29 protein-coding genes, 1 other RNA gene and 1 other annotated feature are annotated in these 25,478 nt (G+C 42.8%); of the genes, 6 read left to right on the plus strand and 24 right to left on the minus strand.

The genetic code is table 11. The annotated features are described in order from the left end of the window. The first annotated feature begins 42 nt into the window (after window positions 1–42). Window positions 43–1,482, plus strand: coding sequence for an NCS2 family permease (locus I592_RS08970; protein WP_010780530.1), 1,440 nt, complete (start codon window positions 43–45; stop codon window positions 1,480–1,482). Between the two features lie 38 nt (window positions 1,483–1,520). On the opposite strand, the gene I592_RS08975 is transcribed toward I592_RS08970, so the two are convergent. From I592_RS08975 to I592_RS21400, 3 genes are read right to left on the minus strand one after another with little or no spacing between them, the layout of a single operon-like run. Continuing rightward, on the minus strand, window positions 1,521–3,011 hold the full coding sequence (locus I592_RS08975; protein ID WP_010780529.1) for a sensor histidine kinase: 1,491 nt from the start codon (window positions 3,009–3,011) through the stop codon (window positions 1,521–1,523). Continuing rightward, window positions 3,008–3,730 (minus strand): response regulator transcription factor, encoded by a 723-nt coding sequence (locus I592_RS08980; RefSeq protein WP_010780528.1) that lies wholly within the window; start codon window positions 3,728–3,730, stop codon window positions 3,008–3,010. Before I592_RS08980 ends, I592_RS08975 begins: the two co-directional genes overlap by 4 nt. Window positions 3,731–3,733: 3 nt before the next feature. After that, complete coding sequence (locus I592_RS21400) at window positions 3,734–3,937, minus strand: hypothetical protein (RefSeq protein ID WP_044926188.1); 204 nt, start codon at window positions 3,935–3,937, stop codon at window positions 3,734–3,736. A gap of 3 nt (window positions 3,938–3,940) precedes the next feature. Between I592_RS21400 and ssrA the strand changes: the two genes are divergently transcribed. Continuing rightward, window positions 3,941–4,307, plus strand: a transfer-messenger RNA (tmRNA) gene (gene ssrA / locus I592_RS20970). 166 nt (window positions 4,308–4,473) lie between these two features. Here ssrA and I592_RS08990 read toward each other — a convergent pair. After that, a complete protein-coding gene (locus tag I592_RS08990; RefSeq protein WP_010780527.1) occupies window positions 4,474–4,674 on the minus strand; it encodes a hypothetical protein in 201 nt (66 codons plus the stop codon). Between the two features lie 326 nt (window positions 4,675–5,000). Between I592_RS08990 and I592_RS08995 the strand changes: the two genes are divergently transcribed. Next, window positions 5,001–5,207, plus strand: coding sequence for a DUF378 domain-containing protein (locus I592_RS08995; RefSeq protein WP_010780526.1), 207 nt, complete (start codon window positions 5,001–5,003; stop codon window positions 5,205–5,207). 188 nt (window positions 5,208–5,395) lie between these two features. On the opposite strand, the gene I592_RS09000 is transcribed toward I592_RS08995, so the two are convergent. The 4 genes from I592_RS09000 to I592_RS09015 form a co-directional block, all read right to left on the minus strand. Continuing rightward, a complete protein-coding gene (locus tag I592_RS09000) occupies window positions 5,396–6,229 on the minus strand; it encodes an energy-coupling factor transporter transmembrane component T family protein (RefSeq protein ID WP_010780525.1) in 834 nt (277 codons plus the stop codon). After that, window positions 6,216–7,904 (minus strand): ABC transporter ATP-binding protein, encoded by a 1,689-nt coding sequence (locus I592_RS09005; protein ID WP_010780524.1) that lies wholly within the window; start codon window positions 7,902–7,904, stop codon window positions 6,216–6,218. The genes I592_RS09000 and I592_RS09005 overlap by 14 nt, the downstream gene beginning before the upstream one ends. Before the next feature lie 16 nt (window positions 7,905–7,920). Then, the gene (locus tag I592_RS09010; protein WP_010780523.1) at window positions 7,921–8,472 is read right to left on the minus strand and encodes an ECF-type riboflavin transporter substrate-binding protein; all 552 of its coding nucleotides are present in this window, start codon (window positions 8,470–8,472) and stop codon (window positions 7,921–7,923) included. A 61-nt stretch (window positions 8,473–8,533) separates the two neighbouring features. Further along, window positions 8,534–9,382 carry an SAM hydrolase/SAM-dependent halogenase family protein gene (locus tag I592_RS09015; RefSeq protein WP_010780522.1) on the minus strand — a complete coding sequence of 283 codons (849 nt, stop codon included), beginning with the start codon at window positions 9,380–9,382 and terminating at the stop codon, window positions 8,534–8,536. A gap of 98 nt (window positions 9,383–9,480) precedes the next feature. Continuing rightward, window positions 9,481–9,726, minus strand: a binding site (T-box leader). A gap of 126 nt (window positions 9,727–9,852) precedes the next feature. Here I592_RS09015 and I592_RS09020 point away from each other — a divergent pair. Further along, window positions 9,853–10,251 (plus strand): hypothetical protein, encoded by a 399-nt coding sequence (locus I592_RS09020; RefSeq protein ID WP_010780521.1) that lies wholly within the window; start codon window positions 9,853–9,855, stop codon window positions 10,249–10,251. Window positions 10,252–10,279: 28 nt separating this feature from the next. Further along, on the plus strand, window positions 10,280–10,762 hold the full coding sequence (locus tag I592_RS09025; RefSeq protein ID WP_010780520.1) for a hypothetical protein: 483 nt from the start codon (window positions 10,280–10,282) through the stop codon (window positions 10,760–10,762). Window positions 10,763–10,896: 134 nt separating this feature from the next. Here the strand turns inward: I592_RS09025 and I592_RS09030 are convergent, their stop codons facing one another. From I592_RS09030 to ulaG, 7 genes are read right to left on the minus strand one after another with little or no spacing between them, the layout of a single operon-like run. Continuing rightward, a complete protein-coding gene (locus tag I592_RS09030) occupies window positions 10,897–11,610 on the minus strand; it encodes an L-ribulose-5-phosphate 4-epimerase (RefSeq protein WP_010780519.1) in 714 nt (237 codons plus the stop codon). Then, a complete protein-coding gene (locus tag I592_RS09035) occupies window positions 11,600–12,460 on the minus strand; it encodes an L-ribulose-5-phosphate 3-epimerase (RefSeq protein WP_010780518.1) in 861 nt (286 codons plus the stop codon). Before I592_RS09035 ends, I592_RS09030 begins: the two co-directional genes overlap by 11 nt. A gap of 1 nt (window position 12,461) precedes the next feature. Next, window positions 12,462–13,103: a 3-keto-L-gulonate-6-phosphate decarboxylase UlaD gene (locus I592_RS09040; protein ID WP_010780517.1), complete on the minus strand. Its 642-nt coding sequence runs from the start codon at window positions 13,101–13,103 to the stop codon at window positions 12,462–12,464. A gap of 14 nt (window positions 13,104–13,117) precedes the next feature. Beyond that, window positions 13,118–13,417 carry a PTS sugar transporter subunit IIB gene (locus I592_RS09045; protein WP_010780516.1) on the minus strand — a complete coding sequence of 100 codons (300 nt, stop codon included), beginning with the start codon at window positions 13,415–13,417 and terminating at the stop codon, window positions 13,118–13,120. Window positions 13,418–13,447: 30 nt separating this feature from the next. Continuing rightward, entirely contained in the window at window positions 13,448–14,938 is a 1,491-nt protein-coding gene (locus I592_RS09050; protein WP_010780515.1) for a PTS ascorbate transporter subunit IIC, read from the minus strand. A 12-nt stretch (window positions 14,939–14,950) separates the two neighbouring features. After that, window positions 14,951–15,409, minus strand: coding sequence for a PTS sugar transporter subunit IIA (locus I592_RS09055; RefSeq protein ID WP_010780514.1), 459 nt, complete (start codon window positions 15,407–15,409; stop codon window positions 14,951–14,953). Window positions 15,410–15,426: 17 nt separating this feature from the next. Beyond that, on the minus strand, window positions 15,427–16,494 hold the full coding sequence (ulaG, locus tag I592_RS09060) for an L-ascorbate 6-phosphate lactonase (RefSeq protein ID WP_010780513.1): 1,068 nt from the start codon (window positions 16,492–16,494) through the stop codon (window positions 15,427–15,429). A 222-nt stretch (window positions 16,495–16,716) separates the two neighbouring features. Here ulaG and I592_RS09065 point away from each other — a divergent pair, with 222 nt between their 5' ends. Next, window positions 16,717–17,481, plus strand: coding sequence for a DeoR/GlpR family DNA-binding transcription regulator (locus I592_RS09065; RefSeq protein WP_010780512.1), 765 nt, complete (start codon window positions 16,717–16,719; stop codon window positions 17,479–17,481). A gap of 57 nt (window positions 17,482–17,538) precedes the next feature. Here the strand turns inward: I592_RS09065 and I592_RS09070 are convergent, their stop codons facing one another. From I592_RS09070 to I592_RS09110, 9 genes are all read right to left on the minus strand, one after another. After that, the gene (locus tag I592_RS09070) at window positions 17,539–18,786 is read right to left on the minus strand and encodes an MFS transporter (protein ID WP_010780511.1); all 1,248 of its coding nucleotides are present in this window, start codon (window positions 18,784–18,786) and stop codon (window positions 17,539–17,541) included. Window position 18,787: 1 nt separating this feature from the next. Further along, window positions 18,788–19,981: a M20 family metallopeptidase gene (locus tag I592_RS09075; RefSeq protein ID WP_010780510.1), complete on the minus strand. Its 1,194-nt coding sequence runs from the start codon at window positions 19,979–19,981 to the stop codon at window positions 18,788–18,790. Window positions 19,982–20,248: 267 nt separating this feature from the next. Continuing rightward, on the minus strand, window positions 20,249–20,887 hold the full coding sequence (locus tag I592_RS09080; protein WP_010780509.1) for a bifunctional 2-keto-4-hydroxyglutarate aldolase/2-keto-3-deoxy-6-phosphogluconate aldolase: 639 nt from the start codon (window positions 20,885–20,887) through the stop codon (window positions 20,249–20,251). A 9-nt stretch (window positions 20,888–20,896) separates the two neighbouring features. Beyond that, the gene (gene hxlB / locus I592_RS09085; protein WP_010780508.1) at window positions 20,897–21,439 is read right to left on the minus strand and encodes a 6-phospho-3-hexuloisomerase; all 543 of its coding nucleotides are present in this window, start codon (window positions 21,437–21,439) and stop codon (window positions 20,897–20,899) included. Continuing rightward, a complete protein-coding gene (locus tag I592_RS09090) occupies window positions 21,436–22,062 on the minus strand; it encodes an orotidine 5'-phosphate decarboxylase / HUMPS family protein (protein ID WP_010780507.1) in 627 nt (208 codons plus the stop codon). Before I592_RS09090 ends, hxlB begins: the two co-directional genes overlap by 4 nt. After that, window positions 22,059–23,021: a sugar kinase gene (locus I592_RS09095; RefSeq protein ID WP_010780506.1), complete on the minus strand. Its 963-nt coding sequence runs from the start codon at window positions 23,019–23,021 to the stop codon at window positions 22,059–22,061. The genes I592_RS09090 and I592_RS09095 overlap by 4 nt, the downstream gene beginning before the upstream one ends. A gap of 37 nt (window positions 23,022–23,058) precedes the next feature. Further along, window positions 23,059–24,330 carry a hypothetical protein gene (locus I592_RS09100; protein ID WP_010780505.1) on the minus strand — a complete coding sequence of 424 codons (1,272 nt, stop codon included), beginning with the start codon at window positions 24,328–24,330 and terminating at the stop codon, window positions 23,059–23,061. A 13-nt stretch (window positions 24,331–24,343) separates the two neighbouring features. Next, window positions 24,344–24,589 (minus strand): hypothetical protein, encoded by a 246-nt coding sequence (locus I592_RS09105; protein ID WP_010780504.1) that lies wholly within the window; start codon window positions 24,587–24,589, stop codon window positions 24,344–24,346. Then, on the minus strand, window positions 24,589–25,326 hold the full coding sequence (locus I592_RS09110; protein ID WP_010780503.1) for a sugar phosphate isomerase/epimerase family protein: 738 nt from the start codon (window positions 25,324–25,326) through the stop codon (window positions 24,589–24,591). Before I592_RS09110 ends, I592_RS09105 begins: the two co-directional genes overlap by 1 nt. Window positions 25,327–25,478 lie beyond the last annotated feature (152 nt).

The following is a 25,478-nucleotide window of genomic DNA, read 5'->3' on the forward strand; positions in this document are numbered from 1 at the left end:
TACCGATATAATGAACTTATTCTTAAGGAGCGTTTAATTATAATGGAGAAATTCTTTAAATTGAAAGAGCACGGCACCAACATTTCCACTGAAGTAATGGCAGGAATCACTACATTCTTTGCTATGAGTTATATTTTATTCGTGAATCCGACCATCTTGTCTGCTTCAGGGATGCCTTTCCAAGCAGTATTTTTGGCAACGATCATCGCTTCGGTCATCGGCACGTTAGTCATGGGACTATTTGCCAATGTTCCTTACGCACAAGCACCCGGTATGGGATTGAATGCGTTCTTCACCTATACCGTCGTTTTCGGACTAGGTTATTCGTGGCAACAAGCGTTAGCAATGGTGTTTATCTGTGGGATCATTAATATTTTGATCACTGTTACAAAGATTCGTAAACTGATCATTCATGCAATTCCAGAAAGTATGCAGCATGCAATCGGCGGTGGGATCGGGATCTTTGTCGCTTATGTGGGGATCAAAAATGCGGGACTTCTTTCCTTTAGTGCTGATTCTTCTGCTATTACCAGCAGTGTTGTTGAAGGCGGCAAAGCGACCAATGTGACTATCAACAGCGGAATCGTTCCTGCGTTAGCAAACTTCAACAATGCACCGATCTTGTTAGCTGTGATCGGCTTGGTGCTGACAACTATTTTAGTCGTAAAAAACGTTCGTGGAGCGATCTTGATTGGGATCGTGGTCACGACCTTATTAGGAATTCCTATGGGTGTGGTTCAATTAGGCGCAATTGATTGGCACGCCAATTCATTAGGCAGCTCGATCCAAGAATTAGGGACGACCTTTGGTGCCGCTTTTGGTTCTGAAGGTATGGGTTCTCTGTTTTCAAATTCTGCAAAATTACCGCAAGTGTTAATGACGATCTTGGCCTTCAGTCTTTCTGATACTTTCGATACGATCGGAACCTTCATCGGTACGGGCCGTCGGACAGGAATCTTCTCAAAAGAAGACGAAAACGCACTTGAAAATGACTCTCGCGGGTTTAAAACGAAAATGGATAAAGCCTTATTCGCAGATGCGATCGCAACATCTATCGGTGCGATTTTTGGAACATCAAACACGACAACGTATGTTGAATCGGCTGCTGGGATCGGCGCTGGCGGACGGACTGGTCTGACGTCGATCGTCGTTGCACTTCTCTTTGCCCTAAGCAGCTTGTTCTCACCACTGATCGCCGTAGTTCCGGCGCAAGCAACTGCTCCTGCATTGATCTTGGTCGGTGTCATGATGCTGGCTTCTTTCGCTGATATCAACTGGTTAGACTTAGAAGAAGCGGTTCCTGCTTTCTTTGCCAGTGTCTTTATGGGATTATGCTACAGCATCTCTTACGGGATCGCTGCCGGCTTCATTTTCTACACCATCGTTAAAGTGATCAAAGGAAAAACAAAAGAAATTTCGCCTATTCTTTGGGTCGTAGATATTTTATTCATCATGAACTTTATCATCTTAGCAATTCTGTAGAGAAACATCCTTACAAACAAAAAAAGAATCGTCTCCCATTAAGCGGGTGACGATTCTTTTTTCTCTTCATTTTGATCCGTGTCCTCAGGTTTATCTGGAAAGACGACCGTAAACGTCGTTCCTTTGTCCAAAGCACTCACCACTTCGATCGTTCCATTGTGGAGGCGAACAAGCTCTTGTACGATGGATAATCCTAACCCCGATTCCCCGTATTTTGTATTTTTCCGTGACGGATCGGCTTTGTAATAACGATCCCAAATATTTTTCACCTGGTTCTCCGTCATTCCGATGCCGGTATCTGCAATACTGATCTCTGTCGCCTTTTCCAGCTTCTTGATGGCCACAGTGATCGTTCCATTCGTGGTAAACTGGATCGCATTTTGGATCAGATTTACCAGCACCTGAACAAACCGGTCATAATCTGCATACACATCGATCGGCGCGTCCGCCTGTAAGATCAATTCATCCCCTGAAGCCTCCGCTTTCCCATGCAATTGAGAAACTAGTGTAGAGACGGCCTCCGTCGCGTTGAATTTCTGCAAGACAACACTGATCTGGTTGGTGCGTATTTTTTCATAGTCCAGATTTTCATTGACCAATCGGATCAGCCGAGACGTTTCGTTTTGCATCAGTTTGATAGCCTTCTCTTTTTGGTTCTCAGGAATCGCATTGTATTGCAATCCTTCCAATAACCCATTGATCGTCGTCAACGGGGTGCGCATCTCATGAGACGCATCCGCCATGAATTGCTTCCGACGTTCTTCCTGACGTTCGATTTCCTCCTGTGACGCCTTCAAAGAGACCGTCATTTGATTGAAATCATCCGCCAAGTCATCAAACTCATCGCGATTTCGGTTCGGAACGATCACGTCAAAGTTTCCTGATGCCACTTCTTTTGTTGCCGAGCGCATCCGATTGATCCGCTTCACCTGCTGCGTGGCAAAGAAATAACTAACTATGATGGCAATGATCGAGGCGATGATAAACGCCTTGAACAAATCGGTCACGATCGAGTTGACACTCGACTCGACATTCATCGCCGGCTGACTCACCAGTAGAACACCGAAAAATTCACCGTTTGTAAAAAACGGCACCATGGCATAGGACGTTGTTTGATTCTGCCCCATGACATTTTTTGAACTCGTCTCTTTCTGCTGCTGCCCGACCTTCAATGCCTTCCATTGTTCGTCACTTACCAAATGCTGATTGACTTTCCCCGATTTCTCAGGGTATTGCACGTTCCGATCCTTATCGATAAAAACAAAGGAAACATCCTGTTGATTAAGACTTGATTCAGTCACGCCGATCGCAAATTGGAAGATTTCATTGCTGGACATGCCTTCAAAACGAATGTCTCGACTCAAGGAATTGTTATTCTTCTCCATCGATTCCGCATAGCCCAGCAATTCCTTGTAGTTATTGTCCTCCAGCGTCTTGCGGGTGAACTGCGTAAACGACAGCCCCAGCGTCAGCAAAATCAATAGGATCAACCCGCCAAAAGCCAGCAATTGTTGGTAAAGGTATTTCATCGACCAACCTCGGTGTCATCAAATTTGTAGCCTACGCCCCAAACAGTTTGGATGACTTGTGCACCGACCTTCTCAATTTTTTGACGCAATTTCTTGATATGCGCATCCACTGTACGCTCGTCACCAAAGTACTGATAATCCCAAACCAGCTCAAGCAATTGTTCACGGGTAAATACTTGCCGCGGTTTTTTCGCCATCGTATACAGTAAGTCGAATTCTTTCGGTGTCAGCCCTTCAATCGGCTGATCATCTAAATAGGCTTCCCGAGTTTTTAAATTCATTTTAAAATGATCCGTCTGGATATCAAAGCTGTCGCTTGATGTCGCGGACTCTTTTTGCGGCTCTGACGTCAATTCACTGCGACGGTGCAACGCCTTGATTCGTGCAATCAATGTCAGCGGTGAGAACGGCTTCGTGACATAGTCGTCCGCGCCCATTTCCAATCCAATGACTTGATCACTTTCAGAATCTCTTGCTGTCAGCATGATGATCGGCACTGTTTTAGAAACTTTGCGAATCTCACGACCGACTTCCATGCCGTCCATCCCTGGTAAATTCAGATCAAGCGTGATCATATCCCATTTTTCAGGGTCCGCTTTAAAGGTGTCTAGCCCTTCTTTTCCGTCGTATTTAAATTCTGCTTCCCAACCTTCGTTCAAAAAAAACATCTGCATCATCTCAGAAACGGACTCGTTGTCTTCGATCATTAAAATATTCATACATTAACCCCCTGATATCGTCTGATTCTCATTATAAGTATACTCTATTTCATTTTTTTCAACCATTACCTTACCCGTATCTTCATTAACAATTTGTTTTTTCTTCAATTTTTTCACAGGAATCTGAAAAATTTCTTTTGAATCATTTACATCTTTGCATTTTTTATAACGGGATGGTATACTTTCTCTTGCAGTAAAATTATTCATAAAGGGGACGTTACGGATTCGACAGGCATAGTTTGAGCCTGAATTGCGCTTCGTAGGTTACGTCTACGTAAAAACGTTACAGTTAAATATAACTGCTAAAAACAACAATAACTCTTACGCTTTAGCTGCCTAAAAACAGTTAGCGTAGATCCTCTCGGTATCGCCCATGTGCTCGAGTAAGGGTCCTATTCTAAGTGGGATACGTATCAACTTTCCGTCTGTAAGTTGATAAAGAGCCTATCAGACTAGCAATGTCCGCGGCCTGTCATGCGGCAGAGGGCAAAGCGAAATTTAAATAGTATGACTATGAGCGTAGATTTTTAGGTGTCGATGTGTTTGGACGCGGGTTCGACTCCCGCCGTCTCCATTAAAGAGTTCGATCCATTTCAAAACGATTCAGATCCTTTGCTACTCGGGATCGGATCGTTTTTTATTTTGGATTGTTTACGAAACAAGAGCCAAACAACAGCTAGGTTGTTCGGCTCTTGTATGAGGTCTCTTACTTTAAACACGCCTTCGTTGCTCTTTCTAATACGTTATTCTTCAACTTCCTGCAGCACCTCTTGTTCTAGTTCTACGAAGAAAAATTGCAGCTGATGGGGAGAAACATACACAATCAACCGTTCTTTGGAGACATCTGTTGCAAGTGCTGGATAGACTTGCTCCGTTCCAGGGTTCCCGTGAAACAACTCCTTTAAAGCAACCTCCAAACCAGCATTGATAAATGGATTCAGCATTTTCGTCGCTCCCTTTCTTTCGTATCTTTTCTTACCTCCATTATACCCGCGAAGACAGCCGAACATTTCATTTCTTAAAAAAAGTACGTTTTATTAAATAAAAGATTTTTTATTTCTCGTGACCTCATAAAAAACAGCAGTACCACCGCCCTTTTTTGCCGCAAATGAGATAAAAGCCTTTTAGACCAAAGGACAACAGCAGTCTCTCATAACTTTTCTGCGGTTTTTTGTCTTATAAAATAAAAAAATTTCTATTATGAGCATATGAATATGGCGCTTCTAGTAACTGTGGTACTGTTGAACCAATCAGAAGGGAGGGTTTACAGATGAAATATCTAGATATTATCGCGCTTATATTGTTGATTGTCGGTGGCATTAATTGGTTATTAGTAGGTCTTTTTGAATATGATTTAGTTGCAGCAATATCTGGTGGAAGCACAGCGATCCTTGCTAAAATTATTTACATCGTGGTCGGACTATGTGCGCTTTACTGTTTAAAATTTATCCCTGGAATTGCGAATCGCACTGAATAAATCCGTTGGTCTTTTGTTGAACAACTAAGATCATGAACAATAGATATCAAAAGAAGCTCTCGGCTTGCAAGCCAAGAGCTTTTTTTGTGTGCTAAAAAATTACTCAATAATCAGTGGAATCAGCTTATAGGAAACTTTTTGCTTATACTCTTTGTAGCCTTTCAATAAAGCTTCGAGTACTTCTTCTTTTAGCGAAACGGATTATAAAACCGTCCTCCATTGACTATTAATAATAAAATACCCGCTGAACAGAGCAGAAGCACGAGGAACAAGGCGATGTAGTCCTTGCGCTTCAATGGCTTAGCCAATAGCCAGGTTCGTCCCTTTTTCTTTCCGAAGCGTCGAAGCTCCATCGCAGAAGAAATCGTCTCGATTCGTTCCAGACTTGAAAAAATCAATGGAATCGCGATCGTTAAACTCCCTCGGACACGTTTCATCAATGACGCTTTCTTGGAAAGTTCGTTTCCTCGAGCCTGTTGCGCTTTTGAGATCGTTCGGAAATCTTCTTGGATGTCTGGAATGTAGCGTAACGCCAAGGAAAAAGCGTATGCGATCTTGTAAGAACCGCCCACCCGATGAATACTGGATGCCAACTCACTAGGATTTGTGGTCAAAATGAATATCAGACCCGGCGGAATCGTTACAAAATATTTTATCAGCAAATTGAATTCATAAAACAATTGCTCTTGCGTGAGCGTGTACCTGCCAATGCCTTCAAAAATCACGTGGCGCGTTCCGTAGATCGTTACCCCATATTCCGGCGCGAACAGATAAACGGTCAACAAATTCAAGATGGAGAAGAACGCGATGAATTTCACGACGAATGAGATCTCTCGATAACTGATTTTTGCTGTTCGGAACAGAATGACGGAAAAGACCGCCAATACAAGTAAAAATCGCGTGTCATAGGAAATCATTCCTACCACTGAGATCATCAAGAAGCACAGCAATTTCGTAAAGCCGCTCAGTTGGTGGATCGGTGTATGTTTCGGCAAATAGCCGATTAGATTACTGTCCGCCATAAGGTCCCTCCTCATGTTGGATAAATGCTGACACGAACCCTGTGGCATCCGGCAGCTGATTATTTTCAGCCAAACGATACAGGCTCGTCTCGCGCAAACTGGCAGAAGCCACTAAATCCGCCGAAGACAATACCATTGCAGGTGTTTCGTCTGCGAGAATCTGCCCTTCTTTCAAAACAAGGGTTCTTTCAGTGTGCTCCAGCATCAAATGCATATCGTGAGTGATCATCAGAATAGTGATCCCTCGTTGGTTTAATTTGCGCAAAAACAGCATCATTTCATTGTAATGGTAATAATCTTGCCCCGCTGTAGGTTCATCGAGAATCAGCAATTCAGGCTCCAGCACTAAAATTGCGGCGATTGCCACACGTCGTTTTTGTCCATGGCTCAAAGCTGAGACCGGCCAATTGCGAAATTCATAAAGTCCGCAGACCTTTAATGTATCAAAGACTTTTTCTTGGATACGCTCGGGGTCAACTCCACGATTTTCCAGCCCCAAAGCGACTTCTTCAAAAATCATGTTCTTAGACAGCATTTGATTGCTGTTTTGCAGAACGTAGCCGATTTTATCCGCCCGCTCTTTGATACTCTCCTTCGCGATCGACTCACCCTTCCAAAGCAATTCCCCCGTCTGCAATGGGTAGAATCCTGTGATCAAATTAGACAATGTGGATTTTCCCGCACCGTTGTGTCCGACTAAGCTGACCATCTCTCCTTCGTAAAGGGTAACATCGATCATCTTGATGACAGGCTCCTGCCCGAAACCAAAAGAAACCTGCTTTAATGACAGCAGCGGCTGCTCTTTTTGCAAAGCTTCCTTGAATGTTCCCCGTGATCGTGCTAAAGCCGCGGAGATTTCCGGTGAGACCAATTGATCCACTTGTGTTAAATCTGGAATATCTGCAAGCGAGATCCCCGCTCGTTTTAACGCTGTGATATACAAAGGTTCGCGGATGCCATAGGCTGCCAGAAGATCGCTCTTCAACAAATCGGTCGGTGCCATATCCGCAATGATCGTCCCCTCATCCATCAAAATCACTCGATCAATGGGCGCGGCCAATACTTCTTCTAGCCGATGCTCAATAATGATCGTGGTAAATTTTTGCGATTGGTACAATTGATCGATCATTTGGATCGCCTCATACCCAGTCTGAGGATCAAGATTGGCTAAAGGTTCATCAAACAGCAGGATCGGCGTTTCATCGATCAGAACCCCCGCCATCGTTACGCGCTGCTTCTGTCCACCAGAAAGATACTGCGGCCGTTTTTCCAGTTGTGTCGCCAGATCGGTTTTTTCAGCCCAATAATTAACGGCCTTTCGCATATCTACTTGCGCTACCATCTCATTCTCCAAAGAAAACGCGATGTCTTCTGCGACGGTCAGGCCGACAAACTGACTATCGGTATCTTGCAATACTGTTCCCACATCTAACGAAAGGTCATAGATCGACGCCTCACTGAAGGTCTTGCCGTTGATCGTCAAACTTCCAGTGAAGCTCCCTTTCTCATTCTGCGGAATGATCCCATTCAAGCATTTTCCTAACGTTGATTTCCCAGAACCGCTTGGACCCATGATCAACACTTTTTCCCCTTGTTCGATGGTCAGATTGATAGTTTTCAATGTCGGCTCTGCTTGACTATCATATTGAAATGTAAACTCACGAAACTCGATCATTCTATGCCCTCACGTTCTAGGCTTCTTTATTCAGACTGCCCTTTTTCGTTTTCGTCTGTGCGTAAGCCTTCAATAAAATAAATCCGATGATCCCTGTAACCACGGAGTTCGTGATTCCCGCTACGACGCCTTGAGTAAAGACCTTGCTCGGTGCTTCCGCGTAGATCAGAATATCTCCGATCGGTGCAATGATGATCCAGGTGATCAAATTAGCAATCGTTTCTCCGATTAAAAATGTCGTGACTTGCTTCTTGCCAAATATTCCTTGTTCGATCGGGATACGCTTCGCAAGCAGACCGAAGAAAACGCCAAGGACTCCTGACGCCACGATCCAAGACCACCAAGCACCGTAAGTGGTCAAATCACCCAATGCGTGTCCGATAAAGCCGGCCAGACCAGCTACGACCGGACCATATACGACACCCAACAAAGCCAAAAATGGGTATGCTGTTGCAATGTCTGTATTTGGAATACCTGTTGGAATCGTCACGAAACGCTTCAAAATAAAGAAGACTGCTGCACCAATACCAATCGCGACAATGTGTTTTACTGTAAATTTATTATTCATTTGTCCTACTCCTTTTTGTTACTCTTATTTTTTTCTTCTATTAAACTACAACATGCTGCATTTATGATTGCTGAATCTTCGTGAACTCGATCGTCCAATCATTCCCCGTTCCGATCTTGTACACTGTAGAAAATGAATCCAAATTGATCCCTAACCCTACATTTAATAATGAATTGATATACAATACCGCTTCTTTTGGCGCCACTTGTGCGAAGGACCGTCCGAAGACGACGTCATCTTGATAACGCACCACACCTTGATAGTATATTTTTACTAGCAGGCTTTGTCCATATTCAACATGCCATTTTTTGAAAAAGTCCACGGGAATGTTCGTCCATAGCGAGCCAAAACGAATATCTGTGATATCGATCGTCCCAGCGATCTTATTTTCATTCTGCATCGGTGCGATCAATGGGAACGTTACGAGCTCATTCGTTGGAATAATCGAACCCAATTCTGTGAATCGTACTTTTCCGCTGGCAAGTCGTGCGCCATTGTAAACATAGACATCACGCCCATGGAATGTGTGGCTTTCTGATGATCCCGGCAAACGCTGCGTTTCCTCATCAATTTGACGGACTTCTTTGATTCCCACATATTGTGCCAGATAGGTCAATGTGCCATTGTCAGGGGTAATCACATATTGTCCCCCCTGCAATTCTGCAACCACACTGCGTCGCGTTGAGCCCACACCAGGATCAACCACTGACACAAAAACCGTTCCTGCCGGCCAGTAGGTCACTGCCTGTAACAACCGGTAGCTTGCATCGTGGATATTATAGGGCTCGATCTCATGGGTTAAATTGTTGATCGTCAATGAGGCCTCCACTTGATACGCCACCCCGTACATTGCGTTCACCGCACCATCCTGCAAACCAAAATCCGTTTGAACTACTAAAAAACCTGCCATAACTTTTCCACCTTCCAACTTGATTTTTTAAACATTGTTCCTCGAATCCACGCAATCGCTTGAGTGCAGACACAAAAAAATACCCTCAGCAAAAAATTGCTAAGGGCATTTAACATGCGTTACCACCTTTATACGTAAAATCCTCGCAGACTTTACCTCAATCAGTACCCAAAATAGAGATTTCGGAGACTGTGCCTTGCTAACGGGGGCATCCGTATTCCCTTAAACGTTCGGGAAATCCGCTCAAAAGCCATTTTCAACTAATCAATCTGCATTCCCTTTCACCAGACGGGAACTCTCTTTGGCAAATGTAATTACTCTACTTTCTTTCTCACTGCGTTTCATCGATTGTTATAAAAATAGCAAAGAAGCGGCTGCTTGTCAATGGTGATTCCTTAGATGCGATTGGTTATCCTTTTTCTATTTCTCCGTCTTCTGGTACACTATTTTTCAAGAAATGAGGAATGACAATGAACGATGCTCACTTATCTTTTCACCATATTGGAAAACCTGTCCCTCTGGAACAACTTAAGAACCACCCGGATGTAAAATACAGTCCGCTCTTTGATATGTACTCTTTGGATAAAAAGAATGACCTCTCTTTACCGATTGAGCTACATGCTTTCGGACCAAATTCTACTCTTGACCCCTTGATCCAAAAGGAACCCCATGTCGCATTCAAAGTCAGCGATATTGACAAAGCATTGGTCGGACAAACAATCTTAATGCCTTTGTACCAGCCCTTCGCTGATTACCGCTGCGCCATGATTTTAGTGAACCAGCAACCCATCGAGCTGATTGAAACGACTCTTTCGGAAGCCGAGATCTGGGGTGACGGTATCTATAAGGACAGCATTCTTTATGAATAATAGTTGCCCTTGCTAGGAGGTGTTGCAAATGGACAATTTAATGCTATTCTTTTCTTTTTTTGGCAACTGGCTGCTTTTTACGTTTCCACTTTTTCAGGGATGTCTTGAAATGAAGGAACAAGCGAATACGATCGACATTCTTACGGAACAAAATTCAGACTATAAAAAAGTCTCACCCTGGTATTGGCTGCTGCCGCTTTGGAAACTATCCTTAGAAAAAAAACGTGCACTGACCATCATGCGTCATGCCGCACTCAGTCAGCAGCAAATGAAGCAAATGCTGCTCTTTTTCGATCGAGCAACCGCCTGGTTTTTTGTCTCCTTGGCAGGACTATTGGGAGGAATCGCAGCGACTCATGCGCTGATAGAACAATTTTTCCCACATCTCTCTGTATGGGGACTGGTCATCGCGGTTGTGTTTGTCTTAGCGATCAGTGTTTTTAATGTCTTTTATCGCTTGAGCGAAAAGAGAGAGCAACGCCTGTTCAAAAAACTTTTCGAAGACAAATGACGTTTCATTTGGAAAGTATTTAGCAAAAAAACAATACAAAAAGAAAGTCAAATCAAGAAATACTTTTCAAATGGAAAGTATTTCACCTTTTGACTTTCTTTTTCATTATCCTGATTTGTGCATTTTTTCAAGGATCACCCTTGTCCATAATAGGCGTGGGCACCGTGTTTACGGTAATAATGTTTGTCTAATAAATATTGAGGAATCTCACAAATATCGGGATTGATCTGCTCATTTTCTTTCGCCATCAAACAAATCTCATCTAAGATCAAGCTATTTTCGACTGCTTTCATTGGCGACTCACCCCACGTAAATGGTCCATGCCCATACACCAAGACACCCGGCACTTCGCTTGCCTTCAGCTTTCTCTCGTTAAAGGTTTCAACGATCACATGTCCCGTATTGATTTCATAAGCCTCTTTGACTTCAGTCTCCGTTAACTGGCGTGTACAGGGGATGGTTCCATAAAAAGCATCTGCGTGTGTCGTGCCGTATGCAGGCAAGTCACGTCCCGCTTGCGCCCACATCACCGAATGGGTCGAATGTGTATGAACGATCGCCTTCACTTCCTCGAAAGCCTGATACAAGACGACGTGGGTCGGCAAGTCGGATGATGGATTTAAGCTCTGGGCATCAAGCACCTTTCCTGCTAAATCTGTTACGACCATTTGATCAGCCTGCATGTTTTCGTACTTTACACCGCTGGGCTTGATAACGATAACGCCCAACTCACGATTGATTTCACTGACATTGCCCCACGTCAGCTTCACTAGCCCGTATTGAGGCAGTTCCACATTCGCTTCAAAAACGCGTTGCTTCATTGCGTTGATTATTTCTTCACGCGACATCATACCCTGCCTCCTTTAGTTTTGAATATAGATAGGCTTTTGCCTGTTGGATCTCAGCTCGAAAATCTTGGCTTTTTTCACTCCACATCTCGATCAAAAAGGTCCCGTCATAATCCAATCGTTTTAGATTTCTTAACAATCCGAGAAAATCAACACAGCCTTTGCCAAAGGGAACATCTCGAAATTGCCCAGTGGATTCCTCCGTTACAGGGTACGTATCCTTTAAATGGATCGACGTGATGCAGTCGATTCCCTTTTCCAACTCGTGCGCTGGATCATTTTCCGGCCAAGCCGACAGGTTCCCCAGATCGGGATAGACTTGCAGATAAGGCGAGTGGATCTGCTTTTTGATTTCTAGAAATTTTGAAATAGAATTCATAAAAGGATCATCCATGATCTCGATGGAGAGAATGATGCCGTATTTAGAAGCTTCCTTCACACTTTCCTTCATTCCTGCAATGAAATCTTCCCTCGAATTCATTGACTTTTCTTCATAATAGACATCATAACCAGCAACTTGGATCACTTTGATACTCAATTGATGCGCCAGATGAATCGCTTTTTGCATGATCTCGTGAGCCATTCGCTGTTTTTCCAAATCACGGGAACCAAAGGGGAAGCGGCGATGGGCGCTTAAACAAATAGAGTTGATTCGAACATCCGCTTCGAACATCTCATTTCTCAGCGTTTGGATTTCCTTTTCAGTCCAATTTAAACGCGCCAACCGTTCGTCAGTCTCATCGATCGACAGCTCAATAAAATCAAACCCCATGTCCTTCACCAAGGCAAACCGTTCTTTCCATGAAAGATCCTTAGGCAAAGCTTTCTCATAAATACCGATTTGAGCCATATTATTGCCCCCAAATACGAATGATCTCATCTTTGAAGTCTTGAGCGGCCTGCACTGGATCATTCGCTGCGGTAATGCCACGACCTGTAATAAAGGTATAAACATCGATCCCCTCAAACAACTTCAAGGTATCCACATCCAATCCGCCAGTAACAGAAACGTTAAATCCCATGTCGATCAGTTTTTTTACTTTGGATAAATCCTTCTCTCCCCAGGTTTCACCAGAGAGTAAGGCATCCCGACTTTGATGGTAGATCGCTTGTTTGATGCCGATCTCACGCCACGCCGCTGCTTGTTCATAGGTCCAATCACCATACAATTCAACTTGCAATTCTTCTACTTCTTTTTTTGCGGCCTCCATTGTCGGGATCGTCGCGCAGCAAATCACTGTCATGAAATCCGCACCTGCATCCGCGACATTTTTCGCCACGGTTCCGCCAGCATCCGCACATTTCGTATCCGCGACTAATTTCTTTTCAGGGTACATCCCGCGAATGCAGCGAATGGCTTTTTGCCCTTCCTGTAAACACAAAATCGTTCCCACTTCAATAATATCAACGATCGCGCCAACATTAAAAACGTCCGCCAACGCATGTTCCAAATCGTTATGATCCAATGCAATCTGTAAGTTCGGTCTGCTCATCTTGAATTCCTCTTTTACTTAGTTTTTTGATACAATGCTGATTCCGAAAATTTTTCACCAATTTCCTTCGCTGACATGACATTTTTGATGCCGATAACCGTCACGCCCTTTTTCTCCGCTTGAGTGAACATATTAAGAAAGTTTACAGGTGTAAAAACCACATCGTATTGCGTTGCAGAGCTTTTTCCTTCTGAGATCGCACAATGGTGGATTTTTGTAATAGGGACACTTAATTCCTTCATCGCCTTTTCCACACTTCTCATCATCATCAAGCTTGTTCCAGAGCCATTCGCGCAAGATACTAATATTCTCATTATATTTTCCTCCTTATTTGTCTTAACTAATTACTGTTGTTCTTGGTATTTTTCTGCATACTGTTCGTAATCCTCTACGATCATGAAGTAGCCATCTGGATTCTTGCGGTATTGCAATTGCGGAATGATCAGGAGCCCAATTACTACCACTGCGATTCCAACATATCCGAGAACCTTCATGATCACGGCGAACACCGGCCAAGCAGTTGCCCAGTCGAACATTCCAATGTAGCCGCCGTATTTTGACATACCGATCCATGTGGCAAATAATGCCGACCCCCCCACTTGGATAATCCCTGATAAGAAGGGAAATAGACAAGCCGCTTTAAATCCGCCGCGGTTATTCGCAAAGACGGCAATGACCGCATTGTCAAAGAACAATGGAATAAATCCGGCAATGACGATCGTTGGTGATTTTAATAAGATCAATAACCCGATCATTAAGAATTGTCCTAAAGCACCAAACAGGAAGCCGATCGTTACAGCGTTTGGCGAACCAAACCCAAAGGTCGCAGCCACGTCGATCCCAGGCACCGCACCAGGTAAGATCGTATTGGATATCCCTTGGAAAGACTGTGTCAATTCGTCCACGAAGGTCCGCACGCCTAATTGTAAAATCGCTAGATACACGGCGAAATTCAGCGAGGTTGTCATAATGTAAAATAAGAAACTTTGCCCTTCCTCCATAAACTTCGCCTGTACAAGGTAATCCTGACCTAATACTAATAGAATGATTCCAAAGAAGAACAGCATCAGTAACGAAGTCGCCACCATGTTCTCATTGAATATCGATAAGAACCCTGGCAGTTCGATATCCTCAAGTTTTTTGTCCATTTTTTCAGACTTGTGTTTCTTTTCATCGCGTTTCTTCATCCACTCCGCTAATTTTGCGAAGATGAAAATTCCAAACATTTGCTGATGGGCAACGGCAAAACCCGCGCCCTCGGTCAGCTCCTGCGTAATTCCTACAGTTAAATTGGAAGCGACTGCCCAATAACAGCCTAGGATCAATCCCATGAAAATCAATACCTGCACTCTGCCTAAATCAGGAAAGCAAAACAGGAGAATCCAAAAGGCTGTCGCCGACTGTTGAATCTGCACATTTCCTGTCGTAAAAACAGAACGCAGCTTCGTGTATTTCTGGAAACGAACCAGCAAAATATTCATGACAAAGGCGATCAATAGCAGAATCATGACATCGCCAAAGGTTCGACCAAAGGTTTCCATCAATCCAGCATCCACCGCATTTTGTCCGAAATAGGGATCGGTTACCATCGCATTCAAGTTAAACCGTTCTTTTAATCCAACTAAGATTGGTCGGAAGTTGTTTACTAAGCCGCCTGAACCAACCGTCAAAATAAAGTACCCAACGGTCGCCTTCAGAAAACCCGCGACACATTCATACAATGGCCGTTTTAACAAAATGTACCCCAGCAACACGATAAATCCAATCAGGTACGCCGGCTGTGTCAAAATGTTTGTCGCAAAATATGTCCAAATACTTAACAAAAAGTCACCCATTCCTTTTTCCTCCTATACGTTAAACTCTTTCATCACAGCTTTGTACTCCTCGATTGATTGTGTTTCTGCTAACCGTTCGATCAGCCCTTCCGTCATCAATAATTCAGACAAATTTTGAATGTTTTCCATATGCTCTTCTGGATTTTTGGCTGCTAAAGTGAAAAATAAGACCGCAGATTTTTCTTCGTCGGCACTTTCAAAGGACACCGAATGCTTCATTTTCGTAAATGAGATCGCTGTTCCGAAGACGCCTTCGCTTTCTTCCGAGGAATGCGGCATAGCGACCTCTGGCACAATAACAATGTACGGCCCATGTTCTTCGACACATCGAATGATTTCGTCTACGTACGTTTGATCGATGATTTTTTTATCCAATAATAATTGGCAGCTTTCCGCAATCGCTTCTCGCCAATCCGTGATCTCTTTGTCGGAATAGTTGATCAATCCGTTGTCATAAAAATAGTTAAGCATGAGAGTCTCCTTTCTTTTTATAAGAATGATGGGAATGGGGTGTCATTTTCTACAGAAAAGGCATCTTCAAAGCCGCGATAGAAATTAAATTCAAGATCATCTTTATTTGTCGGATACGTAAACTTGCCTCCTACTTGCCAAATGTACGGTTTAAACGCGTACTTCAATCGATCCTTTTTAAATTTCCAAATTTCTGTTATTTCTTTTGGATCGGCCATGAAGTTCGCCCAGATATCATAATGAACAGGAATAACTACCTTCGCATTTAAAGATTCCGCCATCCGCAGCATGTCGACCGACGTTACCTTATCCGTGATACCTCTTGGATTCTCCCCGTAGGCTCCCAAACAAACATCAATTTTATGCTCGTTCCCATGCTTCGCGAACATATTTGAATAGTGAGAATCTCCTGCATGATAAAGACTGCCTCCAGAGGTTTCAAACAAGTAGTTCACCGCAATTTCATCCATGTCTTGAGGCATCTTTCCTTTTAAAGTGACCTCTGGATCTTCACAAGTAACCAAAGCGGTCCGGTCAAAAGCTTCTAAGGCAACCACGTTGATATCTTTGATCTTGATTTCATCCCCTGGCTTAACGATCACCGTTTTCTCTTTTGGAATTCCCCATTTTAACCACGTATTGACAACTTCCTTAGGCCCTACAAATTTAGCCTCTGGACAATTTTGATGCACCGCAGCAGCGGTATTGATGTCAAGGTGATCCGAGTGAATATGGGTCACTACCAACGCGTCCACATTTTTCACTTCAAATGGATCAATCACAAAGGGCTGTGTCCGTAAATTTGGTTGCATCTTCTGAACACCGCTCATGCGCATCATCTGATGTCCCTTTTTCATCATGCCGTTTCCGTGACTTCTTTTTCCAGTGCCACACCACAGATCACATAGAATATTGGTTCCTTCATGACTCTTTAGCCAGATGCCTGTACAGCCTAACCACCACATTGCGAAGGTGCCTTCCTTCACTTTTTCTGCTTCAATCTCTTCATTTAAATAGGTACCCCACTCAGGAAAAGTATCTAATACCCAGCTTTCTTTCGTTACGTCATTGACTGTTTTGCCCATTATAATTGCTCCTCACATAAATTTGATATGACTTACAATTAAATCTTAAAGCGTATTCGACATTATGAAAACCCTTTTATATGACTTTCTACAGTTTATATGATTTTCTATCCATTTTTAATGATTTTCTTAGTATAATGTAAGCGGTTAAAGAATTTTAAATGAACTTTTCGCTAAACACAATCATTTATTCAACGGAACATTCCTTTAGGAGGTCAAATAATGAAGAACTCGCTCATCAATATCAATAAACGTCAAAAGAATATTTTGGAACTACTGCAATTGACCGAACAAATGACGACTGATGAATTGGCAAAAGCCTTAGACGTATCCATCAGTACAGTTCGAAGAGATTTAAATTTATTGGAAGAAAAAAATGAGATTATTCGAAACTATGGTTACTGTTCCTACAATTATGAGAACAAAACGGACTTTGATCAGTCTGGCCCAGAGCGGATCAAGCAGGCGATCGCCAGAGAAGCTAGTAAATATGTGAGTGATTACGACACTCTGTTTATCAACTCAAGCTCGACTGCACTAAAAACACTCGATTTTATCCATTCGAATCATTTAACCGTCGTGACAAATAATGTAAAAGTTAATTACTCTCCCCATAAAGACAACTGCAACTACATATTGACAGGTGGGGAAATGCGTTTTCCAAAAGAAGCACTCGTTGGAGATATTGCTCTGCACACCATTTCTTCGATGAATGCGGATGTCTGTGTGATCGGCTGCAGCGGCGTCAGTTTAGAAAATGGCGTAACTACAAAGATCCTAAACGAATCTACCATCAATGAAATGATGATCAATAAAACCATCAAATGTAAAATTTTAGTTGCGGATCATCGAAAAATTGGATTGACCTCAAAATTTAAAATCGCTGATATCTCAGTTTTTGATTACTTGATTACGGACAAATTTTCTTCGCAAAATATAGTAAATGAAATTAGGAATGCGGGCGTAAAGGTCATTCAAATTGATTAACAAACAACCCTCGAACACGTAAGGACTGTGTTCGAGGGTTGCTTCATTCTATAAGAATTATTTTGTTTCTAAAACGCCGCTCTTTCCTCTCGCCATTTTCATAGAGAAAATCCACGTCACCATTGTGATGACTGTCAGCGCAATCAAGAGCTGCCATCCTAGTTGATAAGAACCGGTCTGATCATAAATAGTGGCGATCATCAATGAGCCAAGTGTCAATCCGACTTGGGTAATACTGCTAATGATCCCATAGACTTCTGCGTAGTGTTCTCTTCCATAAATACGCGCAGTGATCAATGGAGGCGAGACTGTCCCGATCGGAGTCCCCAATCCAAAACAGAAAGCCATTAAATAAATCATCACCAGTTGATGACCATTTAACAATAAAATAAATGCCAGCGTCATGAATCCACAACCGAAAATGGTACTTTTCACCGTACCAAAGCGATCATCGATCCAGCCTAAAATCAATTTACCAAAAATCCCTACCAACGAATACAAGGAAATGATGGAAGATTTCACCACGACTCCGTGCATTTCTTCTAAAGCAGGAGGAAATTGTCCTAAAGAACCGGAATTCAACAGCCCATTACAAAAAATTCCAATAACCAACATCAAAAAGATCGGTTGTTTGATTAACTGTTGGATGTTCAATGACGTCTTTTGTTCCGTTTTTTCTGTCGGACTAGCTAGGTTGCTTGCACCATAAGCCTTTAAGCCCATCTCGGCAGGACTTTTCTTCAAAACAAATAATGAAATTGGAAGCGTGATGATCAGCAAAAGGAACGCGATCATCCGGTAAGATGCCCGCCAGCCGAAGTTTGCTAATAAATAGCTTAGTACCGGGCTGAAAATAAATCCGCCCAGACCAATCCCCGCCATAGCGATACTCATCGCTAAGCCGCGCTTTTCTTCAAACCAGTTGGTGATGATCATACTGACTGGGATCAAGGTACTGCTCGTATACGCAATTCCTAATACAATCGCCAGCAAGTACAATTGCCATGCCGCAGTAGCAAAAGAAAAACTGAAATACGCCGCAATGAAAAACAGTAAGGCGATCGTTTGTATTTTCTTCAAATTTCCTGTCGCTAATTTTTTCGCTACAAAAGGCGAAAAAATGATCCCCATTGATTGCGTGATCGTGTTGACCAGGGTAAATGCACTACGAGAAATCCCTAAATCGTCGGTCACTGATAATAAGTAGACATTGGCTAAAGACATAACCATCGGAACAATCGTCGCGGTGATACAAACACACCCAAAAACGACCTTCCATCCATAAAACAGCTTCTTTTCTTTCATATTAGCTCTCCTGACCAAAATAATCTGACACGATCGTTCCCATCGACTTCGCAGCAATCAGCATAGAGTCTTCATCAATATCAAATTTCGGATGGTGATGGGGATAAGAAACTTGTCCCTCTCCAGTCGCACCAATATAAAAGAAGCAGCTTGGCCGTTCTTGGCAGTAATAGGCAAAATCCTCTGATGGAGCGATCGGGCCGCTGTCAACAACTGCTTTTAATTCAGAAAATGAGTGCTCTTGTAAACTATTCGCAACAAATTCAGTCAGTTTTTGATCATTCATTAAAACAGGATAATCATCTGCATAATCCAAATCAAAAGTCGCGCCATAAGCTTCGCAAACCCCTTTGACGACACTCTCGAAGGCCTCTTTGATAATAGGACGACTGGCTTCGTCCATCATGCGAATGTCCCCTTCCAAATAAACGGCATCCTTTAAGACATTGGCAGATCCCTTTCCATCAAAAGATCCCACTGTCAATGTCGTCATATCGAATGGGTTCACGCGACGACTTACGATGCTTTGCAAGTTTACGACAATTTGGCTGCCGACTAAAACCGCATCAATCCCGGCGTTAGGCATAGAGCCATGACTTCCTTTTCCTTGCACTTTCAATTTGAAGGTCGCACGCCCCGTTTGAGTAGGACCGGCATGATAATAGACCGTGCCAAGATCAAAGCCTGACATCACATGACACCCAATCACATGATCTACCCCTTCAAGGCAGCCATCTTTGATCATTTGAATCGCTCCCCCTGGTGGTGTTTCTTCCGCAGGTTGATGCAGAATCGTTACTTTTCCTGTCAATTGATCCTTCAGCTCAATCAAGCTTTCTGCCAAAATCAACATGTAAGCAGTGTGAGCATCGTGACCACACGCGTGCATCACTCCAGGATTTTCAGATGAAAACGGGAGCCCCGTTTCCTCTTGGATCGGCAATGCGTCAAAATCCGCGCGCAAAGCAAGATTTTTCCCTGGTTTGCCGCTGTCGATCTCCACGACCACCCCGTAACCGCCAACATTCTTTTTCACTGTACATTCCAAGTCTTGATAAAAATCCGTGATGTATGCAGCCGTCTTCTGTTCCTTAAAAGATAACTCCGGGTGCGCATGTAAATAACGTCGGATCTCAATCATGCGCTCCTTTTTTGATTCAATTGCCCTTAACAAATTTTCTGCAAAATTCTTCATATTTTCCTCCCCTAAAGAATAAAATGATTTGTTGAATAAATAATAGCACATTTCACCTCATCGCTACAGGGTTTCTAAAAAATAAAAAAACAGAATTATTAATTTTTATTTACAAAATAAATAGATAGGAATTTTTTAGAAATTTCTTCATTGCTAGATAAAAATACAGCGAATTTTTATTAAATAGTCAAGACACCTTTTCATATAACAAAAAAATAGTTTTCCTGGTCTCCAGAAGGACCCAGGAAAACTATTTTCAAGCGAGGATTATTGTTCGTCCCATCTTTTCATATATTCCTCCGCAGTTTTTGTCACCAAGTTAAAATCACTGGCTGCTACACCTTTAAATAAATTGCCGCCCACACCCACAACGAGTGCTCCTGCTTGTTTCCACTCTGACAAATTATCCAAATTGATTCCGCCAGTCGGCATAATGGTTACTTGTGGCAACGGGGCCTTTGCTGATTGAATCATTTGTGGCGTGAAGCTAGTTGCTGGGAACAATTTGACGATCTCCGCTCCGCTTCTCATTGCCTGTCGCATCTCCGTAATTGTCATGCAGCCTGGCATGTAAGGGATTTGGTACAAATTACACAATTCCGCTGTCTCTTGATCGAAACAGGGGCTGACAATAAACTCCGCTCCAGCCAAGATCGCTAAGCGCGCTGTGACTGCCTCAAGAACCGTTCCAGCACCGATAATTACAGCAGCGTCTGCTTCATGATTCTTTTTCAGTTCTGCAATCACTTGATCTGCATGAGGAACAGAAAATGTGACCTCGATTCCTTTGATCCCGCCTTTAATAACAGCTTCCGCCGCTTGAAGAGCCTGTTCCTCCGATGCTTCTCTAACCACTGCAACGATTCCTGCTTTTTCTATCCGGTTTAATACATCCACCTTTTTCATTTGATCGACCTACTCGACATTGACATGTTCATGAAGGGCATCTTCATTTGATGTTTGGTCCCGCTGCGCGAGTTTTAAGGTCAAGGCATCCAACGTAATGTGCACGGTCTGATCAAATAGGCTCGATAATAATTGGACGGAGCTGATTCCAGCACCCGTTTTTGTAGCACCCGGAACCACGATCACTTGATCTGCAAGCTTGGCTAATGGCGAATTCTTATCGCTAGTCAATGCAACAATATCCAGACCTAATTTCTTCGCTATTTCTGTATCTGCGACAATTCCCTTTGTCGTACCCGAGCCGGAGATCGCAACCCACGTGTCCCCTTTTTGAATAGAAGGAGTGATGGTTTCCCCCATTACGTAATCCGTATAGCCAATATGCATCAAACGCATCGCAAATCCCTTCGCTTGAAATCCGCTGCGACCAGCACCTATGACAAAGATTCGTTTGTCTTTTTGAAACAGCGGTAATGCTTCCTCCAATTCCGTTTCATCTACTAACGCCATTACTTGGTTGATTTCTTCCATAATCGTTTTGATTGTTTTCATTTGTGAACAGCTCCCATAAATTCATTTACTGCTTTGAGCGGATCTTCCGCTTTTGTTATTTTTGATCCTACGATAATGACTTCTATGATCCCCTGCTCAGCCAAAGCTTCAGCCTGTTTCAAGTCAATTCCGCCAGCGATCGCCAATCGCTTGATACTCGGATACTTTTGGCGAAAGGCTTCTACGCTTGCCGCCGCATCAAACTGATCTGTTCGGTCAACCGAATGATGCAATGCATAGATCGCTTCTGGAAAGTCTTTGATCTGTTCAATTTTCTCATCGGTCACTTCAAGTAAATCGATCATCATTGTTTTGTTTTCTTTTTGAGTTACGTCATAACAGGCCTTTAAGGTATCTACAGATGCTGCCCCCATCACAGTGACGATCTCTCCACCATAACGAAAAGCCTGACGAAACTCATAAGCACCTTCATCAATAGTTTTGCTATCTACCAGTAGAAGCGATTCTGTTAAGACCGCACTCAATTTCTCAATCGCCAAATTCCCATAATCTTTGACGAGTGATGTTCCCATCTCTAAAATATCTGTCTTTCCATTTAATTGTTTCGCTAATGCAATTGCGTCATCTAGCGGAACACGGTCGATTGCTGCTTGTAATTTCATGCGTTCACTTCCTGTTGTTGTAAAAAAGCTTCCAGCTCTTGCTGTGTTGGGTAGCCATCGTTATCGCCGGGTGATTGGACTGCCATCGCTCCGATCGCGTTTGCTCGCACTACTGCTTCCTTCAACGTTTTTTCTTCTATTAAAGCAGTAATCAATCCGACAGCGAACCCATCTCCTGCACCGACTGTGTCTACTACCTTAGCAACCTTAAAACCTGGAACTGTGAATTGTGTGCCGTCTTTTTGCTTAACATAGGCGCCTTCCGTTCCTAATTTAACAATCACAGTTTGTGTCGCTTCGCCATTGTTTAAATAAAAATCTGCAATGGCTTCTGGATCACGACTGCCCATCAGAATTTCACCTTCATTGATGCCAGGCAAAACAATTTCCGCATGAGCAGCCAGTTCATTGATTGTTTCTACCATTTCCTCTGTACTTACCCACAGTTGAGGGCGTAAGTTAGGATCAAAAGTTGTACGGATGTGATTTTTTTCCAATAAACGGATCAAATAACGGAAAGCTTCACGCGCTTCCTTCGAGATCGCCGGGAAAATCCCCGACAAGTGGGCCATCTTAACATCCGAAAAATCAATCGTATCTAATACGGATTGGTCGAAATGTGCCGCTGCTGAACCCTTGCGGAAATAGAAAATACTTGGATCGCCTTCGCTGACACGATCCTTCAATTGAAAAGCTGTCCAAAAATCAGCACTTTCTGAGATATAATCAGTACCGATCTCATTTTCGTGCAGACGGTCAATGATAAATTCACCAAAGGGATCTTTTCCCACTTGTGTAATGTATTCGCTGCTATGTCCTAATCGAGAAACCCCAACAGCCACATTAACCTCCGCTCCAGCTAAAAATTTTTGAAAATGACACGCATCCTTCAAAGACTTGTCTACTTCCTCTGATCCAAACAAAGCAATCGGTTCACCAATCGTTAAAAATTCACTCATGTTCACTACTCCTTTTTCAATTTAATGTATTTTTTCGTTAAAGTAAGATATACGCAGCAATCAAATTCAATACCGTTGCGGCCCACGCCCATGGCAAGCCAGTGAGTAGAAATGTTTTTGTATCCAATCCCGCGTATTGTACAGACCATAAATTCCAAGATTGCGTGATACACGCAGAGACACCCATCATGGATGGAACAACTAGTAACCCATACAAGAAATATTGGTCAAACATCCCTGTTCCAACTAAGATCGCTGCGGTGGCAGCCCCTGCTCCATAAAGCATCAACGGACCACGGAAGTAAGATAGCGGAGCGATGATGGCGATAATAATGATCATCACAAGTTTGCTATCAGGTATGATTGCTTGGAAAACGCTGGTAAATCCAGACATCGCATGTACCGCTGCAGATTGGAACATCGTTAAGACGAACAACATGATCAATAATCCTGCAATATCACTAATCGCATGTTTAGCGGTTTCGTTCATCATCGTGACAAATTTGCTGTAGCGTTTCATATTTCCAGTCGCCGCAAATGCGATAATCGTTGAAAGAAGAAGGGCCGGTACGGCATCCCATTTGGCAAAAATACTTAGTGCTACAGGCATTACTGGCAAAATGTAGGTCCACATTGGAACATCTACAATTTCTTCTTCCGTATCACTTTCTACGATCTCAGGTTTCCCGTTACGAATTTTCTTCGCATTAAATAAAATGAACAAGATCAAGATGACCATTTGGACACCCATTGCAACGAAGCCGAAGCGCTGATAATGAGGACCCCATTCTACTTTAGGAAAGAACACCTGAAATTGGACAAACAGTACATTGTTTACGTACATTGCAGCACCAATGGCAAGCGTAAAAATCGAAACGGCAATATTCTTTGGTACGCCTATCGAGAACATAATCGGAAATAAGATGACCCCAACAGCGATGGCTGACCCAACACCGTAAGAACTCGTAAAAATTAAAGCGATTACAAGAGCGATTAGAATTGTTGCCAATACGGGACTCTTTTTCCCAACCTTTTCAGTTCTCCGACTGATACTTCCTGCAATTCCAGTATCTACTAGGACTCGGCCAAACCAAGAACCAAAGATAATATAGGCCGCTGTCTTCCCATAATTCAGAACCGGTTCAGTAAATATTTCCTTTACAGCGGTGTTAAAGGGTACCATTCCGATGATCGTCCACAAAATTGCCATTACGAAGAAGCCAACGGTTAAGTTTCCACCTTTCATCGCGTATAAAACAAAAATGATAAAGGTTACTGCTAGTAAAATCCCTGTTATCGCACTCCCCATGCTTGTTCACCTCCTAGTATTTATTCAACTCGCTTAAAATACGTTGATATTTTGACACTGGTTTTGCATGGTCCTCCACAAAGAAATCATTTTCCATGTGGTTAAATTTTTGAATGAGGTAATACCCAGTTAAATACGCTGCTAATGCTTCTTTCGCAGCAGTTTCCATATTTTCCTTATCGATCTCAGGTCGATGAATCGTTTCCATAAAATGATACGCAAATGTTTCAGGATCGATTTTTGTTTGTTGATCTGTCATTAGAGTTCACCCTCCAATAATTCTTTTGCTTCTACTATTTCCGCATTTTCGGTCGTTGGATATTCAATGGCAACTGGAACATTCTGCGGCAGTTGTTTTAGCACATTTCGCCAGTCAATTTCACCATGATCTAAACCAACAGCTTGCGGCTGATGCCCCTCATATCGAACATCCTTTACATGAATATAATGAACATAGTTTCTCAATGTTTCGGCAGCTCGTACTTCATTCTCACCGACAAAGCGCCAGTTCCCTAAGTCGTACACATAACCGATCGCTATTCCAGCATTTGTCACAGCCTTCATGTAAGCATCGATTGCCTTTATCGTGCCGGAGGTCTGCGTTTGATCATTTTCGATAGATATTTCTATTCCCTCGTCAACAAGCGCTTTCAATTCTTGTTCATGAAGCTCTCCATCAAAGTCCCCGATGTTCCATTTAATATGCTTCACTCCCATTTGTTTTGCTTCTTTTAAATAAGCCATTAATTTAGGATTCAGGGCTCCATTTACATAAATGTCATCAGGGACACTGTAAAACAACGTCAGCCCTAATCGCTGTGCTTCAGATTGAATAACATGAATCTCATTTTCAAGATCCTTAAAATACTCACGTCGAACTTCTACTTGTTGAAATCCTAAATCTGCTGATTCCTGCAACAAGTCGCTTTGAAGCACTCCGCTTTCTACTTTATCGGAAAAAACTAAAAAATTTAGCACTAATTTATCATCACTCATAATACCCGTCCCTTCAATTAGTTAACCGGTTTCTATAAAACAAATAGTAAACCGGTTTCCATGAATTGTCAACGGTTTCATAATTAAAAAACATTGCCGAGCTATAAAAAAATATGCGCCACATGGAAACCGGTTTCCACATGGCGCTTATT

The organism is Enterococcus gilvus ATCC BAA-350, assembly GCF_000407545.1.
GTDB classification, from domain to species: Bacteria; Bacillota; Bacilli; order Lactobacillales; family Enterococcaceae; genus Enterococcus_A; species Enterococcus_A gilvus.

Bases quoted from the DNA above. Each gene is read 5' to 3' on its own strand.
- I592_RS08970 (WP_010780530.1), top strand. From the start codon at position 43: ATGGAGAAATTCTTTAAATTGAAAGAGCACGGCACCAACATTTCCACT.
- I592_RS08975 (WP_010780529.1), bottom strand. From the start codon at position 3,011: ATGAAATACCTTTACCAACAATTGCTGGCTTTTGGCGGGTTGATCCTA.
- I592_RS08980 (WP_010780528.1), bottom strand. From the start codon at position 3,730: ATGAATATTTTAATGATCGAAGACAACGAGTCCGTTTCTGAGATGATG.
- I592_RS21400 (WP_044926188.1), bottom strand. From the start codon at position 3,937: ATGAATAATTTTACTGCAAGAGAAAGTATACCATCCCGTTATAAAAAA.
- I592_RS08990 (WP_010780527.1), bottom strand. From the start codon at position 4,674: ATGCTGAATCCATTTATCAATGCTGGTTTGGAGGTTGCTTTAAAGGAG.
- I592_RS08995 (WP_010780526.1), top strand. From the start codon at position 5,001: ATGAAATATCTAGATATTATCGCGCTTATATTGTTGATTGTCGGTGGC.
- I592_RS09000 (WP_010780525.1), bottom strand. From the start codon at position 6,229: ATGGCGGACAGTAATCTAATCGGCTATTTGCCGAAACATACACCGATC.
- I592_RS09005 (WP_010780524.1), bottom strand. From the start codon at position 7,904: ATGATCGAGTTTCGTGAGTTTACATTTCAATATGATAGTCAAGCAGAG.
- I592_RS09010 (WP_010780523.1), bottom strand. From the start codon at position 8,472: ATGAATAATAAATTTACAGTAAAACACATTGTCGCGATTGGTATTGGT.
- I592_RS09015 (WP_010780522.1), bottom strand. From the start codon at position 9,382: ATGGCAGGTTTTTTAGTAGTTCAAACGGATTTTGGTTTGCAGGATGGT.
- I592_RS09020 (WP_010780521.1), top strand. From the start codon at position 9,853: ATGAACGATGCTCACTTATCTTTTCACCATATTGGAAAACCTGTCCCT.
- I592_RS09025 (WP_010780520.1), top strand. From the start codon at position 10,280: ATGGACAATTTAATGCTATTCTTTTCTTTTTTTGGCAACTGGCTGCTT.
- I592_RS09030 (WP_010780519.1), bottom strand. From the start codon at position 11,610: ATGTCGCGTGAAGAAATAATCAACGCAATGAAGCAACGCGTTTTTGAA.
- I592_RS09035 (WP_010780518.1), bottom strand. From the start codon at position 12,460: ATGGCTCAAATCGGTATTTATGAGAAAGCTTTGCCTAAGGATCTTTCA.
- I592_RS09040 (WP_010780517.1), bottom strand. From the start codon at position 13,103: ATGAGCAGACCGAACTTACAGATTGCATTGGATCATAACGATTTGGAA.
- I592_RS09045 (WP_010780516.1), bottom strand. From the start codon at position 13,417: ATGAGAATATTAGTATCTTGCGCGAATGGCTCTGGAACAAGCTTGATG.
- I592_RS09050 (WP_010780515.1), bottom strand. From the start codon at position 14,938: ATGGGTGACTTTTTGTTAAGTATTTGGACATATTTTGCGACAAACATT.
- I592_RS09055 (WP_010780514.1), bottom strand. From the start codon at position 15,409: ATGCTTAACTATTTTTATGACAACGGATTGATCAACTATTCCGACAAA.
- ulaG (WP_010780513.1), bottom strand. From the start codon at position 16,494: ATGGGCAAAACAGTCAATGACGTAACGAAAGAAAGCTGGGTATTAGAT.
- I592_RS09065 (WP_010780512.1), top strand. From the start codon at position 16,717: ATGAAGAACTCGCTCATCAATATCAATAAACGTCAAAAGAATATTTTG.
- I592_RS09070 (WP_010780511.1), bottom strand. From the start codon at position 18,786: ATGAAAGAAAAGAAGCTGTTTTATGGATGGAAGGTCGTTTTTGGGTGT.
- I592_RS09075 (WP_010780510.1), bottom strand. From the start codon at position 19,981: ATGAAGAATTTTGCAGAAAATTTGTTAAGGGCAATTGAATCAAAAAAG.
- I592_RS09080 (WP_010780509.1), bottom strand. From the start codon at position 20,887: ATGAAAAAGGTGGATGTATTAAACCGGATAGAAAAAGCAGGAATCGTT.
- hxlB (WP_010780508.1), bottom strand. From the start codon at position 21,439: ATGAAAACAATCAAAACGATTATGGAAGAAATCAACCAAGTAATGGCG.
- I592_RS09090 (WP_010780507.1), bottom strand. From the start codon at position 22,062: ATGAAATTACAAGCAGCAATCGACCGTGTTCCGCTAGATGACGCAATT.
- I592_RS09095 (WP_010780506.1), bottom strand. From the start codon at position 23,021: ATGAGTGAATTTTTAACGATTGGTGAACCGATTGCTTTGTTTGGATCA.
- I592_RS09100 (WP_010780505.1), bottom strand. From the start codon at position 24,330: ATGGGGAGTGCGATAACAGGGATTTTACTAGCAGTAACCTTTATCATT.
- I592_RS09105 (WP_010780504.1), bottom strand. From the start codon at position 24,589: ATGACAGATCAACAAACAAAAATCGATCCTGAAACATTTGCGTATCAT.
- I592_RS09110 (WP_010780503.1), bottom strand. From the start codon at position 25,326: ATGAGTGATGATAAATTAGTGCTAAATTTTTTAGTTTTTTCCGATAAA.